General features: G+C 44.0%; 16 protein-coding genes, 1 tRNA gene and 1 pseudogene. 9 read left to right on the top strand and 9 right to left on the bottom strand.

Annotated elements, in window-relative coordinates; translation table 11 throughout:
• The 5 genes and pseudogenes from BP896_RS05325 to BP896_RS09815 form a co-directional block, all read left to right on the top strand.
• Positions 1 to 422 (top strand): PD-(D/E)XK nuclease family protein (locus BP896_RS05325; protein ID WP_291766491.1); only part of this gene is annotated, 422 nt, incomplete at its 5' end.
• A gap of 161 nt (positions 423 to 583) precedes the next feature.
• Entirely contained in the window at positions 584 to 1,081 is a 498-nt protein-coding gene (locus tag BP896_RS05320; RefSeq protein ID WP_291766489.1) for an adenosine-specific kinase, read from the top strand.
• Positions 1,082 to 1,084: 3 nt separating this feature from the next.
• Complete coding sequence (locus tag BP896_RS05315) at positions 1,085 to 1,513, top strand: hypothetical protein (protein ID WP_291766487.1); 429 nt, start codon at positions 1,085 to 1,087, stop codon at positions 1,511 to 1,513.
• A gap of 45 nt (positions 1,514 to 1,558) precedes the next feature.
• A tRNA-OTHER gene (locus BP896_RS05310) sits at positions 1,559 to 1,636 on the top strand.
• Between the two features lie 641 nt (positions 1,637 to 2,277).
• Positions 2,278 to 2,504, top strand: a pseudogene (locus tag BP896_RS09815) (sulfurtransferase); the annotation flags it as partial.
• A gap of 470 nt (positions 2,505 to 2,974) precedes the next feature.
• Here the strand turns inward: BP896_RS09815 and BP896_RS05305 are convergent.
• Positions 2,975 to 3,445 (bottom strand): hypothetical protein, encoded by a 471-nt coding sequence (locus BP896_RS05305; protein WP_291766485.1) that lies wholly within the window; start codon positions 3,443 to 3,445, stop codon positions 2,975 to 2,977.
• Positions 3,446 to 3,868: 423 nt separating this feature from the next.
• Between BP896_RS05305 and BP896_RS05300 the strand changes: the two genes are divergently transcribed.
• Positions 3,869 to 4,981, top strand: a complete 1,113-nt coding sequence (locus BP896_RS05300; RefSeq protein ID WP_291766483.1) for a saccharopine dehydrogenase family protein — start codon at positions 3,869 to 3,871, stop codon at positions 4,979 to 4,981.
• Positions 4,982 to 5,022: 41 nt separating this feature from the next.
• Here BP896_RS05300 and BP896_RS05295 read toward each other — a convergent pair whose 3' ends face one another.
• On the bottom strand, positions 5,023 to 5,949 hold the full coding sequence (locus BP896_RS05295) for a thiamine-phosphate synthase family protein (protein WP_291766493.1): 927 nt from the start codon (positions 5,947 to 5,949) through the stop codon (positions 5,023 to 5,025).
• Positions 5,950 to 6,082: 133 nt separating this feature from the next.
• Entirely contained in the window at positions 6,083 to 7,270 is a 1,188-nt protein-coding gene (locus BP896_RS05290; protein ID WP_291766481.1) for a DegT/DnrJ/EryC1/StrS family aminotransferase, read from the bottom strand.
• 98 nt (positions 7,271 to 7,368) lie between these two features.
• On the opposite strand from BP896_RS05290, the gene BP896_RS05285 reads away from it, so the two are divergent.
• Positions 7,369 to 8,715, top strand: coding sequence for a phospholipid carrier-dependent glycosyltransferase (locus BP896_RS05285; RefSeq protein WP_291766479.1), 1,347 nt, complete (start codon positions 7,369 to 7,371; stop codon positions 8,713 to 8,715).
• A gap of 10 nt (positions 8,716 to 8,725) precedes the next feature.
• Here the strand turns inward: BP896_RS05285 and BP896_RS05280 are convergent, their stop codons facing one another.
• Genes BP896_RS05280 through trpA form a run of 6 tightly spaced genes read right to left on the bottom strand, consistent with a single transcriptional unit; the run spans position 8,726 to position 14,164 of the window.
• Positions 8,726 to 9,310, bottom strand: coding sequence for an anthranilate synthase component II (locus BP896_RS05280; RefSeq protein ID WP_291766478.1), 585 nt, complete (start codon positions 9,308 to 9,310; stop codon positions 8,726 to 8,728).
• The gene (locus BP896_RS05275; protein ID WP_291766476.1) at positions 9,303 to 10,559 is read right to left on the bottom strand and encodes an anthranilate synthase component I family protein; all 1,257 of its coding nucleotides are present in this window, start codon (positions 10,557 to 10,559) and stop codon (positions 9,303 to 9,305) included. The genes BP896_RS05280 and BP896_RS05275 overlap by 8 nt, the downstream gene beginning before the upstream one ends.
• Complete coding sequence (locus tag BP896_RS05270; RefSeq protein ID WP_291766474.1) at positions 10,543 to 11,184, bottom strand: phosphoribosylanthranilate isomerase; 642 nt, start codon at positions 11,182 to 11,184, stop codon at positions 10,543 to 10,545. The genes BP896_RS05275 and BP896_RS05270 overlap by 17 nt, the downstream gene beginning before the upstream one ends.
• Positions 11,171 to 12,190 carry an anthranilate phosphoribosyltransferase gene (trpD, locus tag BP896_RS05265; protein WP_291766472.1) on the bottom strand — a complete coding sequence of 340 codons (1,020 nt, stop codon included), beginning with the start codon at positions 12,188 to 12,190 and terminating at the stop codon, positions 11,171 to 11,173. Before trpD ends, BP896_RS05270 begins: the two co-directional genes overlap by 14 nt.
• The gene (locus tag BP896_RS05260) at positions 12,187 to 13,437 is read right to left on the bottom strand and encodes a TrpB-like pyridoxal phosphate-dependent enzyme (protein ID WP_291766470.1); all 1,251 of its coding nucleotides are present in this window, start codon (positions 13,435 to 13,437) and stop codon (positions 12,187 to 12,189) included. The genes trpD and BP896_RS05260 overlap by 4 nt, the downstream gene beginning before the upstream one ends.
• Entirely contained in the window at positions 13,430 to 14,164 is a 735-nt protein-coding gene (gene trpA / locus BP896_RS05255; protein ID WP_291766468.1) for a tryptophan synthase subunit alpha, read from the bottom strand. The genes BP896_RS05260 and trpA overlap by 8 nt, the downstream gene beginning before the upstream one ends.
• Positions 14,165 to 14,291: 127 nt before the next feature.
• Between trpA and BP896_RS05250 the strand changes: the two genes are divergently transcribed.
• Together BP896_RS05250 and BP896_RS05245 are read left to right on the top strand one after the other, a co-directional pair.
• Positions 14,292 to 15,317, top strand: a complete 1,026-nt coding sequence (locus BP896_RS05250) for an aldo/keto reductase (protein ID WP_291766466.1) — start codon at positions 14,292 to 14,294, stop codon at positions 15,315 to 15,317.
• An 85-nt stretch (positions 15,318 to 15,402) separates the two neighbouring features.
• On the top strand, positions 15,403 to 15,603 hold the full coding sequence (locus BP896_RS05245) for a hypothetical protein (RefSeq protein WP_291766464.1): 201 nt from the start codon (positions 15,403 to 15,405) through the stop codon (positions 15,601 to 15,603).
• The last annotated feature ends 59 nt before the right edge of the window (positions 15,604 to 15,662 follow it).

Here is a 15,662-nt window from a genome sequence, read left to right as displayed (position 1 = left end):
TAAAGGCGTTGAGGGAGGATCAGAGGAGTGGCTTTAATGCGCTTAATAGGAAGTTGGATGCCTTGGGTGCTAGGTGGGGCATTCTCGCTGAGGGTGCTTTTAGGGAGGGTATGAGGGGTATTGTGGAGGAGTTGCTTGGTGTTGCTAGTGTTGGGAAGTGGACTTATAATGATGCTAGTGGTGAGGTTTATGGTAAGCCATCAATGGTTGAAGTGGATTTAGTGATTAAGAATAATGAGCATATCCTAGTTGAAATCAAGGCCAATATATCAAAGGGTGATGTGCTTGAATTCTGGAGGATTGGTAAGCTATATGAGGAGGTTAATAGTGTTAAACCAAGGCTAATAATGATCACACCATACATTGATGAAAAAGCCATGGAACTAGCCAAAGAACTCAGCATTGAAGTCTATACTCCTTAATCCTGAGCTTAGCTCAAGGGCTCCTCTACAATGATTTTGAAATGAAGAAGTATACAAAAGTAGCAAGGTAATATAAATAAAAGTAAAATAATATGGAAAAGAGGGGGCTTTTTAGTTCCTGAGTGGTTAATGTTTAAATTTCCCTTAATTTAGTGCGTTTTATGAGTATTAAGTTTGATATAGTTGATGTTAAGTATCCGCCTGACTCAAACATAATAATAGGGTACTCCCACTTCATAATGACTGTTGAGGACTTATATGAGGCCTTAGTATCCTCTGTTCCAGGCATTAAGTTTGGGTTAGCCTTCTGTGAGGCCAGTGGTAAGAGGCTTATTAGGCATGAGGGTAATGATGAGGAGCTTAGGAATGCAGCCATTGACCTATGCTCCAGGATAGCTGCTGGCCATGTTTTCGTAATATTCATTAGGAACGCCTACCCAATCAACGTGCTTAATGCCATAAAGAACGTTAAAGAAGTCACCAGGATACTGGCTGCTACAGGTAACCCGCTCTCCATAATTGTTGCTGAAGTGGCTCCAGAACGCAGGGGTGTAATTGGTGTAGTTGATGGCTACTCACCCCTAGGCGTTGAGAAGCCTGAGGATGCTAGGGAGCGTAAGGAGTTGGTTAGGAGGTTCGGCTACAAGATGGCTCCTTAACCGGTGATTAAACTGAATTGTGAGGACGCATACTGGGAGTTGAGGAATAGGATTGAGGTGGCATGCGGGCCATTATCAATGCTTAGGAGGATAGTTGGCATCGGCAACATTGATGATATTGCGGTACACTTTAGGGATATTGATGCAGTGCCGAAGGAATTAATGGTGTTTAAGGTTGGGGCAGTAGGCTTTTCCCATAGGGCCATATACGTTGGTGGCCTACCCCACATTAGTCTTGAGGACTTCATAGCCTCACTACCACTAAACAATAGAGAATACTGGGGATTGGTTAATAGATTCAATTTAAATCAAGTCAACATACCTCTAATACTTAGGTTAGCTGAGGAGGCAGGTACAATTAAGGACGTTATTAAACTACTTGAGAATTCGGGCTTAAACATAAACCAATACCCACCACTGAGGGTTAATTAAGAGAATAGGTAAGCCTTATAAGCCTTATTAAACTAAGCCCAGCCAGCGGGGGTGCCCGAGCATGGTCAAAGGGGGCGGNNCCGTTGGCGTAGGCCTGCGTGGGTTCAAATCCCACCCCCCGCATCAGAAATAGAAAAATCCCAGTTCATATAGGTTGTAGGGTCCTTAAATATAACTTTACATAGCCATATACAGTATGGTGAATTACAGGCTTTACAATCTGTCCAAGATCGTAAATGAGGATTGTATTGGAATCATTGGATTATATTGTAGTCAGTAACTAATTTTAAAAGTAGTAAGCGTGGGTTAGAGAATTAATAATAGGATTGATGAAGTTATTAAAGTAATGCCCGATAAGTTTCCCGGTAAAGTAATCTACTGCCTAAGGGCAATGCCAGGGGTAATCGAAGAGGCTAATAGGTTAGGGATATGGTTACTAGAATCTGGTAAAGAGAGGATACAGATAAACCTCTAACCTGGCAACCTCCGCTACTGCTTAGATGGAGATTACTAATGGTAGAGAAACTCATTGGATGAAGAGGTATATAATTATTAAGTTAAGGATTATTGTACATTACCTATGGATTAATTATTGAGCTAAAATTAAGCAGCTTACTTAATGCATGTGAATAATAAATATGAATAAAGATGTGGTGTTGATTTATTACCATGCTTTAAGCATGGGCCTCCCTTATCCACTCGCGTGGGCTAAGAATTATTTTCCTCTAGGACTTATGGCTTAAATTCCTTACAGCCTTAAGTTAACCGGTGAGTTTAAGCCAATTGAAGAATTAAGAAGGCTAGTACAGAATACCGGAATAACACCAGATAAGGAAGTCATAACCTACTGTAGGATAGGGAAGAGGGCATACACACGTGGCTCGCCCTGAAGTACTTGCTGGGTTACCCAGCTGTGAGGGTTTATGATGGGTCATGGGCCAAGTGGGGTAACCTAGTGGGTGCTCCGGTTAAGAAAGGTAACAAACCATGAAAGTAATAAGCAGGGTTAAAATGGATAAAATAGAATCCTGTGGAGGATCCAGAAGCCCGCTAAACCTAGTATTTGACGCCATTAGAAAATTAAGGAATGCGGGGAGGCTGTGGAGGTCCTACTTAATGACTACGACTGGTTCCTAACCCTAAAATACGCCTTCCAAGTTAAATAATAGGGGTTGAAAATCATTGAAAGGGATAAGGAGGGTAACTTTCTAAAATTAGAAATCGTAAAGGGGCTGTAACACCCAATAAACTCAAATAAAAGGTGCGGTAATTTTTGAAATACTCCCATATCCACCGTGTTGGTTATCGCGCCTTGTTTCTCAATCTTTTATTGCGTTAATGAATTTAATGAGTATCATATTGCGGATCTAATTCATAATTCTGCTTACCTTCACTTAACGTAATGGTGCTATTGTGTGGATTATTAATTTAATGCATTTTAATGGCTATGTAATTAATGGTTTACCTACTTGATTTTAATACTAATCCTAGTATTATAAGTATTACACCAACTACGCCTACCACTATACTTAATAGAATCAATACGCCACCTGCTATTGATGATATTATCACTAAGTTAGCTGTACTGTATTTAATTGTTATGGGTACTGAGTAATTATTGATCAAGTATAGCACACTGGTTCCGTTAAGCATTGTGAAGACTACAACATAGTAACCATCCCTATACGTAGTAATCATGAAGCCAGACTCGTTACTATATATCCTCAGTGGCTTATTTATTGAGCTTGAGTAGTATATTGTTAATGCCTTTCCCGGTGATGCAACGCCAATTGTTATATTCTCACCAGGATTTAATGCTGCTGTTGTGGTTAATGGTTTAAAGGTTTTACCAATAATGTAAGCACCAACTATGAAGAATACTAATGCCACCACAATAAGTGCAATACCTGCTACTAATAATCCCCTCCTCATACTGGTTTAATCCACATAGGGTTAATAAACCTTAATATAATTAATGCCAGAATAAGGGTGAGTGCCTTACTCCTCAAGATAGGCTTGCCTCATGATTAATATTAGTAAAGCACAATTGAGGGTAAGATCTTTCACGTATTGAGCCAAAACCGTGTAAATACATTCTACTTAAGTTGAGTGAATGCATTATAGGCTTATTAAGTTAATGCTAATGGGCTGGATCCTTTTTGTTTTAATATGAGTCTTTTTTATAGTTGATTATAGTAATTTTTACTGATAAAGGATGCCTCCTCGCACCAACGTGGGCTGTGCCGTTGGAGTTGAAGGAGCCCCATGACCCGCTCGCCATTAAGCCGGTGGCTGAGGGCTAAGCCCATACGCTCAATCATAAATGAAATAAAAGCGTAGGGGGTAAACGGAATTATGGGTGTGGTTGCAGTAGTGGGTTTGGGTCCAATGGGTAGGGCGGCCTTATATTACTTAATTAAGCACACTAACCATGAGGTGTGGGGTTATGATAAGTCAAGTGAGGCCGTTAACAGTGCATTAAGCCTAGGGGCTAATGCAGTTAAGGCTGATGTAATGAATGATGATGCCGCCAGGAGGATTGCCAGTAATTCCGATGTGGTATTAACAGCTGTACCGCAGTCCATTGCTGATTCACTGGTTTTAAAGCTTCATGATTATGGGGCTAAGGTCATTGATTTAATATTCCTATGGAAATATGATAGTGGAATTGCTGAGAGGATTAATAATGGGCCACTGGTGATACCAGCCTGTGGTTGGGCTCCAGGCTTAACAAACCTATTAGCCATTGCAGCGGCCTCAGAGTTGGATACTGTTGAGGAGTTGGGGATTCACGTTGGCGGTAATCCAGTGAATCCAAGGCCGCCGCTTTACTATGAGTTACTATTCTCCATTGAGAGTACTATTGATGAGTATGTAAGGCCAGCCACAATTATGATTAATGGTGAGTTTAAGGAGGTTGACCCATTATCGCTTATTTACCCATTCAGGACTTGGCTAATTGATGGTGAATTCTCGGAATTCTACACTGACGGCTTATCAACACTAATAGCCACCATACCCAAGCATTTCAAGGGTATTAAGATGATGTATGAGAGGACCATTAGGTGGAGTAGGCACTTGGAGGTTATGAGGATTCTTAAGGACATTAGCCTACTAAATAATGAGTCACTAGTCAAGTCATTGGGCAGTATTCTTAAGCAGGGTGTTGAGGACTTCTCATTAACCGTGGTTGAGGCGAAGGGTACTATTAATGGTGAACCAGCCAGAGTTGCCTTCGAGGGCATTGATTACGCCAGCGGCGGCTTCACGTCAATGGCTAGGTTAACTGGCTTCACGGCAGCCATAGTATCTGACTTAGTGGCTAGGGGTGTGGTTAAGGGTAATGGCCTACTCCCAATTGAGGAGGCCTACATTATGAATAAGGATGTATTGAGGCAAGTCCTCAATGGACTTAAGGCTGAGGGCGTGAAATTCATGTTTACTAAAACAGTGACGGCCCCATATTAAAACTCAGTACTTAAACCCAAGGGGCCTTGAATTTAAATTAATCACTTCTTAGCTAGTTTAGCCGCCTCCTTGGCCAGTGAAACAATGCTAAGTGCAACCTCAACTGCATTACTGCCGAATACGTAGGTTATTGGTTCAACACCATAACCCCCAGTGTCAGCGACAACCTTAGGCTTACTGGCCACGTAGGCTGAAACAACCCTACTAATCACCTCCTCCTCACTGGGCTTCATTGAACCACTAGTCTTTACCATACTCCACCCAAGGGCCTTAATGGCCTCCTCCACATCGCTCCCCCACCTAACCGACGCCACAGCCCTTGTAGATGGGTCATTGCGTGAAATGCCTATGAGTATCATTGCCAAATGCCCACTGGCCCCATAGGTTGGTGGATTCCATGCCTTCACCCTCCCATTAACCTTATCAATCCTACCTGGTACAGCAGCCACATCACTTGAATCCCTTGGGTTGGGTATTGCCTCAGCTATATTCATTAAGACACCCGGCACCAGTAGTGAAACCTCAGGGTTAGCTTCAAGGATCTTAATGGCCTCCTCAACATTCATGATTACGGCATCCCTATGCATTACTAGTATTGAGCATACATTGCAGTTGGCTGGTATGTCTACTTTAACCATCCTATGCGCATTACAGAGCCTTAGGCCGGCTAAGTCCATTAGTAGAGTGTTCATAATGTACTTTGATGCATCATCATAGCGGTCATTAGTAATCATTTCAACCACAGCCCTACTAACATTAACCACCATGTCCCATAGGTTCAGTTTCCTAGCCTTCTCAACGTAATACTCATACTGGTTCATTAGCCTATTAACCATTGGTTGAGTAACACCAAGTATCTTAGCTATCCTAGATTGAGAGTAACCCCTTTCAGCAAGCTCCCTAGCCACCTCAGCCTTAATCAACGGTATGACTTCATCAACCAGGAACTCCAAGCCCAGGTTAAGCACATTAATCAAGCTAACTGAGGATCCTTAACTTAAAAACCATTACTCATTACTAAACCATTACCCATCATGAGTGGTAAGAGTAAATAGGTTGTGCTAAAGCTGAGGCATGCCCTCATTGCATAGGCATTAATTCCTAGGCCCTTAATTGAGTTAACACCTCCTTAATTACCTTAGCTGCATATACTGCATCATACTCAGTGAAGTGTGGTGACACTAGTATACCTAGTATTCTCCTAGTAGCTTCCTCAGTGTTGGGTAGTGGCTCATACTTAACCTCCCTACCGTAGAATGGGCATGACCATGGGCAACCCTTACCATACCCAATCCTATTAATGAATAATGGAGTCCTGTAAAGTGGTATTGGGTAGGCTACAGTCACTGCCTCAATACCCCTGGCCTTAAGTTCATCAACAACCTTATCCCTAGGTGCCTTAACCCCATTGGTTAGTAGCATTTGGTAAATGTGCCAGGCATGCCTAACGTAGGGTTTTGGCTTAGGTAGGATTAGTAAATCATTATCCAACCCACTTAACTCCTCAGTTAAAGCCTTGGCGAAGGCCTCCTTCCTCCTAATAATCTCCTCCACCCTAAGGAGTTGGGAGTAAGCTAAGGCAGCCTGCAGTTCACCCATCCTGAAGTTGTAGCCCAACTCCTCATAATAGTACTTGCTGGTTTCACCATGACTCCTAAGCAACCTAACCCTATTAGCCAATTCAATGGAATTAGTGGATACTGCACCCCCCTCACTACTGGTTATTGTCTTAGTTGGGTAGAAGCTGAATGTACCCAAGTCACCTAAGGCACCAGCCTTAACACCCCTATAAACTGCACCTAGGGCTTGGGCAGTATCCTCAATTAAGTATAGGTTATGCTCCTTAGCAACCTTAATTAAGTCACCCATTTCAGCAGGCATACCAGCCATGTGGACGACTATTATTGCCTTAGTCCTATCACTAATCTTAGACTCAACACTACCTGCATCAAGGCCAAGGGTTTCAAGGGAAATATCAGCAAATACTGGTACAGCATTTGAATGCAGTACAGCTGAAGCAGTGGCTAGGAAAGTGAAAGCTGGTACAATAACCTCATCACCAGGCCCAACGTTAATCGCCCTTAGGGCTAGGTGAAGTGCTGTTGTTCCACTTGAGACTGCTAATGCATGCTTAGTGTTGAGGTACTTGGCTAATTCATCCTCAAGCAGCTTACCATACTTACCGTATGGTGAAACTAGGTTACCGCTCATTAACGCATCCACTACGGCCTTCGCATCTTCCTCAGTTATCCAGGGCTTGAACCTAAGAATCCTCTTAGCCTCATTCATATGCTCCTATTGGGTATGGGTTTTTAAGCTAGCATTCAAACCTGCTTCATTAATTCATTAGAAAAATAATTATTAAGCCTAGGCTTTAAGCCTACGTTATGGCTATATTAAGCTTATTGAAGAGGTGGTTACCGCTAGTCATAGTGCTGGTGGTTTTCACGCTTTACCTAGTTGCCATTCAACCCCACTTAAACTCCTACACTAGCGATGAGATCTGGTATGTTTCAGCCGCTAGGAATTTCATAAATGAGGTTGGGTTAGGTAAGTACTTAGCCAATTATGGTGTCACAGTGGCCCCCTCACCGCCATGTAATATCACTGATGCTGTACCAGCCATATACTATAAGGATAATTTAATGGCGTGGTACAATAATGTGACCTACAGCCAATTAAGGGGTATATTAGATAATTCAACATGCATAGTTAGATTTGGCTACTATTATCCTGATAAGCAAAGCATAGTAACTTACCTCAATATTGAGCACCCGTGGTTTGGCAAGTACTTCATGGTCCTCTCAATGCTATTGCTGGGTGATAAGCCTATTAGCTGGAGGGTTCCCTCAATGATACTCTCAGCGCTAATGCTAATACTAGTATACTACATAGCCTTAAGGATAAGTAATAACATTGCCTACGCCTCCCTAGCCTCAGTGGCACTACTAATGGATGCAACATTCAGGGATGTGGGCATAATAGCGCTCCTAGACGTCTACGTGGGCTTCTTCACACTATTAACAGCCTACATGTACTTCACGAGGAGGTATACTGCCTCAGCCATAGCCAGCGGCCTAGCTGTGGCAAGTAAGTATCCAGGCGTCTTCACAGTATTGGCTGGAGCTTACTTGGAGACTTATAGGAGGAATGGCATATGGGGCTTAATCTACATTGCCCTAGCCTTCATAGTGTTCCTAATACCTCAATTACCAATAGTCTACCTAGTGGGGGGTATTCACAATTACGTATCAGACGTATTCTTCTACCTAAAGTGGTTCACTGAACCAAGGCCCCCTGGCCCAGTGGCCTCTAATCCATTTGACTGGCTAATTGGTGTTGACGCTTTCGTTAATAATGTAACACCCCCCTTGTATGCTATGGGGCTTCCAGGCGCATACCTGGTTGCGGTGGCTTACTCAGTAATCTTAATTGAGCCGCATATTAGGGGTAGGTTATTTAGCAGATTAACAATAAATGAATTATCTATACCAGTTATGCTACTAACCATTTGGTTAGGTTACTGGTTAATTTTCATACTTGGGGACACCACACTCTACAGCTACTACACAATGCAGTTTGCCGCCCTAGTACCCCTAGTCCTTGTCCTCGCCATGAGTAGGGCTAAGCCCAAGGCTAAGGTTTGGGTAATAATGGCTGCTTTAGCGGGGGTTGCGTACGGTATTTCAGTGCAGTGGAGGATGCTTTACTCATTAATAATGGCAGTAGCCTAATTTACGATGCTTAAATTAAGTCAAGGAAGTTCTTAATAATCCTAATACCAAACTGAGTGCCAATGCTTTCAGGGTGGAATTGAACACCAATCACCTGATACTCGGCGTGTTGAATACTCATGATTTCCCCATCATCCTTAGACACTGCGGTTACGATTAGGGAATTGGGTGGATTATCCACCACTAAGCTATGGTACCTCATACCCTCAAACTCATCAGGAAGGCCACTGTATATTGGTGAAGGCGCCACCCTCTTAATTATGCTGGTTTTACCATGTTTAATAACCCTGGCCCTCCTTATCTTTGAACCGAAGACATAGCCTATTAACTGGTGGCCTAGGCACACACCAAGTATTGGTACTTTACCAGCGAAGTGCCTAATCACATCACTTGAAACCCCCACGTCCTTTGGATTCATTGGGTTACCTGGGCCTGGTGATATTATTATTCTATCAGGCTTAATCCTCTCAATAACCTTAACTGTAACTTCATCATTCCTAAAAACCAGCGGCCTACTGCCCAATTCACCAACGTATTGAGCTATGTTGTATACGAAGGAATCGTAATTATCTATTATAATTGTTAAGTCACTCATGGTGATCCTCCCCCATAGCCTTCTTTAAACTACCTAACTTATGTTCAGTCTCCATTAATTCAAGTTCAGGATTAGAATCATACACTATGCCAGCCCCAGCTTGAATCCTAGCCACGCCACCGGTGGTGAATAGGCTCCTTATTATTATTGCGAATTCACCCCCACTACCATGCATTATCCCCAATGCCCCAGCGTAGGGCCCCCTAGGTGAGTTCTCGTACTTGGCTATGAGTTCCATCGCCCTCGGCTTAGGGGCACCACTAACTGTGCCCGCTGGGAAAGTGGCCACTAATGCGTCAACCACATCATTCCCCTTATCCAAAACCCCCTCAACCCTAGACACTAGGTGTTGGACACTCTGGTACTTCTCAATGGCGTAGAGTTCCTTAACCTTAACACTACCGTATACGCAGACCTTACCTATATCATTCCTCGCTAAGTCAACGAGCATTATGTGCTCAGCCCTATCCTTAATGCTCGATAGTAACTCTTCCTCAAGCCTAATGTCATCCCATGAATCCCTCCCCCTAGGCCTAGTTCCAGCTATTGGATGGGTTTCAACCCTGAGTCCATCAACCTTAACCAGTAATTCAGGGCTTGTGCCTATTATGTGCCTATTACCCATCCTCATGAAGTACATGTACGGTGATGGGTTAAGGTCAGCCAACCTCCCGTAGAATGCCATTAAGTCCCCGGTGAACCCATACTCCTCATACCTCGATAAAACCACTTGGAAAACCTCCCCATTCTTAATATCCTCAATGGCCTCTGAAACCCACCTCATATACTCGACAGGATCTGTGGCGTTCACTAAGCCAGTAACCTTAAATTCACCCTCATCACCAGGCCTACCCCTAGGTAACTCACCCTTAACGTAAGCCCTCCCTAGGAAGTAATCGTAAATGACTACGTTACTGGGCAGCATGAATTCGGCTTGAGGCCAACCACTAGCCTTAATTAGGCTAGCCAAGTGTGGTTCTATTGAGGCAATGGCTTCGTAGGATAAGTAACCCACTGCTACATTACCATCCTCAAACCTACCGAGCCTCTTGTAGAGGGCCTTAAGTTCATCATATAGTTCGCCATTAATGGCCACAAGGTCCTTAACCCCCCAGGCCACTATGGTAAACCTAGCCCGCTCAGGGAAGCCTGGCCCACTCTCAAGTAGTGTAACATGGTCCTCACCACTCTCAATAAGCATTCTAACGAGTTCCCTAGGCTTAGGTAATTCCTCAAGGGGTACCTTCACCTTTAATCACCTTAATAACCTCCATAAGCAACCCCTGATCCTTAATACCAGGGCTTGATTCAACCCCTGAGTTTACATCGATTAGATATGGGTTATACTTAATGATGAACTTAATGTTACTTGGCCCAATACCTCCAGCAATACCAACTTTACTTAAACCGGCAACGCGATTAATAATGCTTAGTGGTATTTTTAAGCCGTATTCAAACGACCTATGGCCAACCTTAGGAGCATCAATTAGAATATACTCCGCCCCCCTCATGGTTAAGTATCCTTCAATTGCCCTCATCGTTGCGTAATCATCAGTATACTCAATGACTGGTGCAAGGTTAATGTTACCTTGCCTATTTAGGTATTCATCAATGTTAACTACACCATGGTACTGCAGGATCGGGAAACCTAACCTAACAGCCAACTCCACTGCATCCCTTAATCCCAATCCCCTAACCACTGCCACTGGCTTAGCCCTGGAGAGTGTTGAGGCTATGCCTGCAGCATCATTAGGGTTCAGTAGCCTTGGGGTCTTAACGTTGGAGTGGATTATGAAGCCTGCGTAATCAGCGTACTTATCAATGAACTCTGCATCAATCCTCCTTGTTAATCCACAGACCTTAAGTAGAGCCACGCCTACTCACTGCTGCAACATTGTTGACGTAACTCCAAAATTCACTTGAATTACCGGCAACCTGCTTAACCGCCTCAACACCATCCCTTGGATCCTTAACCTTACCTGCAACGTAAAGAGCCATGGCTGTGTTGGCGGCTATGAAGTCTAAGGCAGCCTCATCAATCCCCATTAAACCCCTCTTAGCCTTCTCAATGCTCTCCATGGGGTTGGATACCACCACATCCCTTAACTCATGTTTACGTAGGCCCATTTCAGAGGGCTCAATAACATACTTATCCACTGAACTGCCCTTAACCTCATATATTATCGTCTTCCCAAATACTGAAGCCTCATCAATACCTGGCTCACCATGGACTAACACGAGGTGATCATACCCTATTAAACCAGCTGCATTAGCCATAACCCCCATCATACTTACCTCAGCCACACCAAGCACCTGCCTCCTCACAAGGCCTGGATTAGCCAATGGACCCACTAGGTTAAATATTGTCCTTATGCCGAGCTTCTTCCGAACAGGCATAATATTCCTCATGGCTGGATGGTACATGGGTGCGAAGGCGAAAGAGAACCTGTAGTTGTTCAACATGAATACTGCTGTTTCAGGCTTCACACTTATGTTGAAGCCAAGGGCCTCTAGGAAGTCTGCGCTACCTGATGATGATGAGACGCTCCTGTTCCCATGCTTAAGTACCTTAACCCCCATGTAGGCTGCCAGTAATGCTGAAATGGTGGACACATTCATGGTCCTTAACCCATCACCCCCAGTGCCGGCTGTGTCTATTATGTATGGGTCATTGACTGGTATTCTTAGGCATGTTTCCCTAAGCGCCTTAGCGAACCCTGCAACCTCAAAGGCACCCTCCCCCCTCACCCTAAGTCCCATGAGTAATGCAGCCGCCTCAGCTTCACTAACCTCCATCCTTAATATGGCTAAGGCAGCGTTATAGGCCTCCTCAAGGCTTAACTCAAGTTTCCCAGCTATCTTCTCTAGGAGCGGCCTCATGGTGCATTCACCCTCTCGTAGGCGTCGGGGTCAAGTAACCCATGCCCAGATAGGTTGAACAATATTACACTACCCTTAGGCATTTTCTTAGCCTCATCAATAACAGCCCTTATTGCATGCGACGACTCAGGGGCAGGTATAATGCCTTCACTCCGTGCAAATAAAACCCCAGCCTCAAGGGCCTCCTCCTGGGTGTAGGCTCTTGTTTCAACAATACCCTCCTTAACAAGTAGTGATAGGCTTGGTGCAGCTCCATGGTACCTTAACCCAGCTGCATGGCTTGGTGGCGGTACGTAATCATGGCCAAGAGTTAGCATCCTAATCATGGGTAGTAAACCCCCTGAGTCTGGGAAATCATACTCGTATCTGCCTTGAGTCAACTTGGGTGCGGCCTTGGATTCAACAGCAAGGAACCTAGTCCCCTCAAAACCCTCACCCCTCAGTTTAGCCCCTATGAATGGGTAAGTTAAGCCAGCGAAGTTACTTCCACCACCAACACAGCCAACTACTAGGTCAGGCTCCTCAGGTATTTGGCTGATTGCCTCCTGCCCAATAACAGTCTGATGCATTAGGACGAATTCAAGCACACTACCTGGAATATACTTCCTTCCTTCACCCTGAAGCACGTAGTCTATTGCCTCACTTATGGCTAAGCCTAGGCTACCTGGGTGATTTGGATTAGCCTTAATGGCCTCAACCCCATACTTCGTAACCTCACTGGGGCTTGGGTAAACTGTGGCACCATAGGTCCTCATGAACATTACCCTCTGCCTCTTACTCAAGTATGAGCTCTTAGTCATGAAGACCACAGCCCTAATCCCAATTAAGGCAGCTGCAATGGAGACCGCCAAGCCCCATTGACCAGCCCCAGTCTCAGTGGCAACCTCCTTAGCTCCATCCTTAAACGCATAGTAAACCTGCGGTACGGCAGTGTTGAGTTTATGTGATCCACCCGGTAACGCACCCTCAAACTTATAGTAAACCTTAACACCATTACCTATAAGCCTCTCCAACCCCCTAGCCCTCCTCAATGGCGTAGGCCTACCGAGCCTCACATATATTTCCCTAACTTCATCAGGAATTGGAACATACATTAATGATGTGAATTCCTGGTGCAGGAGTTCACTGGGCATTATCCTATTAAGTAAACCTATCCTAGACTCCCCATCGTATGGATCCATGGGTGGTGGGAGTGGTTTAGGTAAGTCAACTGCTATATTATACCAATGTGTTGGGACATTACTCATGTAAACCACCCCTAAGCCACTTAAGGAAACTTAATGCATCATTAAGGTCGCTTATCCTTTGAATGAAGGCTGAACCAACAACAACCCCATCAGCCCCAGCCTTAATCAGTGACCTAACCATGTCGGGGCTATTAATTGCGAAACCCACCACTAGGAATGAGTCACCCACAATACCCCTAATGGTCGCCACATTCTGCTCAATGTAAATAGGCAACTTAATGCCCGTTGCAGCATATAGGCCTAGGTATATGAATAGCGGCTTCAATTCACTTAAACTCCTAATCAACCTGTAGGGTGTTTTACTTGATATGAAGAAGCTTAGGGCCAACCCATTACTCCTCATAACCTCAACGTACTTACCTATTAACTCAGGGTAATCGAATATTAGGTCGGGGAACAATACCGTGGCGGCTCCAACATCCTTAGCTACCTTAGCAACATCATTGAGTGAATTCAAGTAGTCGCTTACATAACCCATTAAGACAGGAACCCTACTATACTTACTGTAATCATCAACAGCCTTAACCGCATCAAGGCCCATTAACTCAGCACCCCTGTGAGCCATCCTTATGACAGGGCCATCATACTTAGGATTACGTGTAGGTATACCAACCTCCAGGAAATCCACCTCAGCATCCCTCACCTTATCAAGGACCTCTAGGAAGCGCCTAGTACTCGGATACGTTGCGGTTAAATATAGGCCCAAGGCGGGCCTACTTATACCCATTGGAGCTGATCCTTCCTCATTAAGCGTAACTCAGTTAACTATTTTTAAGCATTACTGCCCTATAAACACTAAAGTGAACGCCACTGGACGTGAAATGTTTTAAAAACTAATACCCGGCAGCTCACCTATGCAGTATGTTAAGCTTGGTTGGTCTGGGGTTAAGGTTTCACAGTTATGCTTAGGCACTTGGTACCTGCCTAGGCTTAATGAAAAGGATGAATACGGTGTATATAAGGTTGATGTGGAGGCAGCTATTAAGATTATGAGGAGGGCTTATGATGAGGGTGTTAATTGTATTGATACTGCTAATAGGTATCATGGGGCCATGGCTCCCGTCGACCTTAATCACGTGGGTAATTCTGAGCGTGTTGTTGGTGAATTCCTTAAGACTGTGGATAGGGAGTCCATTGTATTAGCCACTAAGGTTAGGGGGCAGATGGCTCCTTGGCCTAATGGTGAGGGCTTATCTAGGAAGCACATTAGGTGGCAGATTAAGGAATCATTAAAGAGGTTGGGGACAAGCTACATTGACCTATATCAGATTCATTGGCCAGACCCAGATACCCCTAAGATTGAGACTCTTAGGACTCTTAATTACCTTGTTGAGGATGGTTTAGTGAATTACATTGGTGAAAGCAATCACCCAGCACACGACATAGTTGAATTCATGGAAATAGCCGAAAGAAGAAACCTAGAACCCTTCACAACAATGCAGGAGATTTACAATATTCTAGTTAGGGATATTGAGAGGGATAAGATTCCTGTGGCCAAGAGGTACGGCATGGCAATACTAGCCTACTCACCCCTGGCCCAGGGAGTATTAACGGGAAAATACGTTGACTTCAATGCTAAGAGGTGGACCACACCCGGTGATTCAAGGGCATTAATATCAAGTGGATTACAGGGTTACTTCAATGATAGGAACCTTAAGGTTCTCCTGGAGCTTAATGAAATAGCTAAGGCTAAGGGGGCTACATTAAGTCAAGTCTCATTAGCCTGGTTAATCAGTATGCAGGAGAGGTTTGGGGTTAATATAATACCCATCATAGGTGTTAGTAAAATGGAGCAGCTTGAGGATAATCTAGGCGCCTTAAACGTGAAGCTGAGTCAAGATGATTTGAAGAGAATTGATGATGCCTTAAAGGCTCAGTAATTTAACTCATAATCTGAGTAAATTAATAGATTTATTAACCTAGAGTTCATTAACTGCTTACGTAAACGAAATATGGATCATTACTGTGTTAGCAGCATCATTAATACCAATACACTTCCCAATAACAAGCAGCGGAGTGAGTATGACGACTAAGTACTTAGTCATGTCGAACCTATTGCTCGTCCTGGTTACTATGGCGATAGTGGGTGTTATATTCACGGCACTCTTCATAAAGGAACCAAGAGGTTTACCGTTGGAGGTTTCCTCAGGAGAGTTAGCAATGTAATACCTTAAAAATGATACTCTTGCTTCTTCGCACTATCCAGGAATACCCCTTGGAACTCT

Source organism: Caldivirga sp. UBA161 (genome assembly GCF_002506515.1).
Classification (GTDB): domain Archaea; phylum Thermoproteota; class Thermoprotei; order Thermoproteales; family Thermocladiaceae; genus Caldivirga.
Note: the sequence above shows the minus strand (reverse complement) of the source record. Positions and strands in the feature narration are given on the sequence as shown.

What these genes read in the sequence shown, in the direction of transcription:
- BP896_RS05320 (WP_291766489.1), top strand. Translation starts at nt 584, where the DNA reads ATGAGTATTAAGTTTGATATAGTTGATGTTAAGTATCCGCCTGACTCA.
- BP896_RS05305 (WP_291766485.1), bottom strand. Translation starts at nt 3,445, where the DNA reads ATGAGGAGGGGATTATTAGTAGCAGGTATTGCACTTATTGTGGTGGCA.
- BP896_RS05300 (WP_291766483.1), top strand. Translation starts at nt 3,869, where the DNA reads ATGGGTGTGGTTGCAGTAGTGGGTTTGGGTCCAATGGGTAGGGCGGCC.
- BP896_RS05290 (WP_291766481.1), bottom strand. Translation starts at nt 7,270, where the DNA reads ATGAATGAGGCTAAGAGGATTCTTAGGTTCAAGCCCTGGATAACTGAG.
- BP896_RS05285 (WP_291766479.1), top strand. Translation starts at nt 7,369, where the DNA reads ATGGCTATATTAAGCTTATTGAAGAGGTGGTTACCGCTAGTCATAGTG.
- BP896_RS05280 (WP_291766478.1), bottom strand. Translation starts at nt 9,310, where the DNA reads ATGAGTGACTTAACAATTATAATAGATAATTACGATTCCTTCGTATAC.
- trpD (WP_291766472.1), bottom strand. Translation starts at nt 12,190, where the DNA reads ATGAGGCCGCTCCTAGAGAAGATAGCTGGGAAACTTGAGTTAAGCCTT.
- BP896_RS05260 (WP_291766470.1), bottom strand. Translation starts at nt 13,437, where the DNA reads ATGAGTAATGTCCCAACACATTGGTATAATATAGCAGTTGACTTACCT.
- trpA (WP_291766468.1), bottom strand. Translation starts at nt 14,164, where the DNA reads ATGGGTATAAGTAGGCCCGCCTTGGGCCTATATTTAACCGCAACGTAT.
- BP896_RS05250 (WP_291766466.1), top strand. Translation starts at nt 14,292, where the DNA reads ATGCAGTATGTTAAGCTTGGTTGGTCTGGGGTTAAGGTTTCACAGTTA.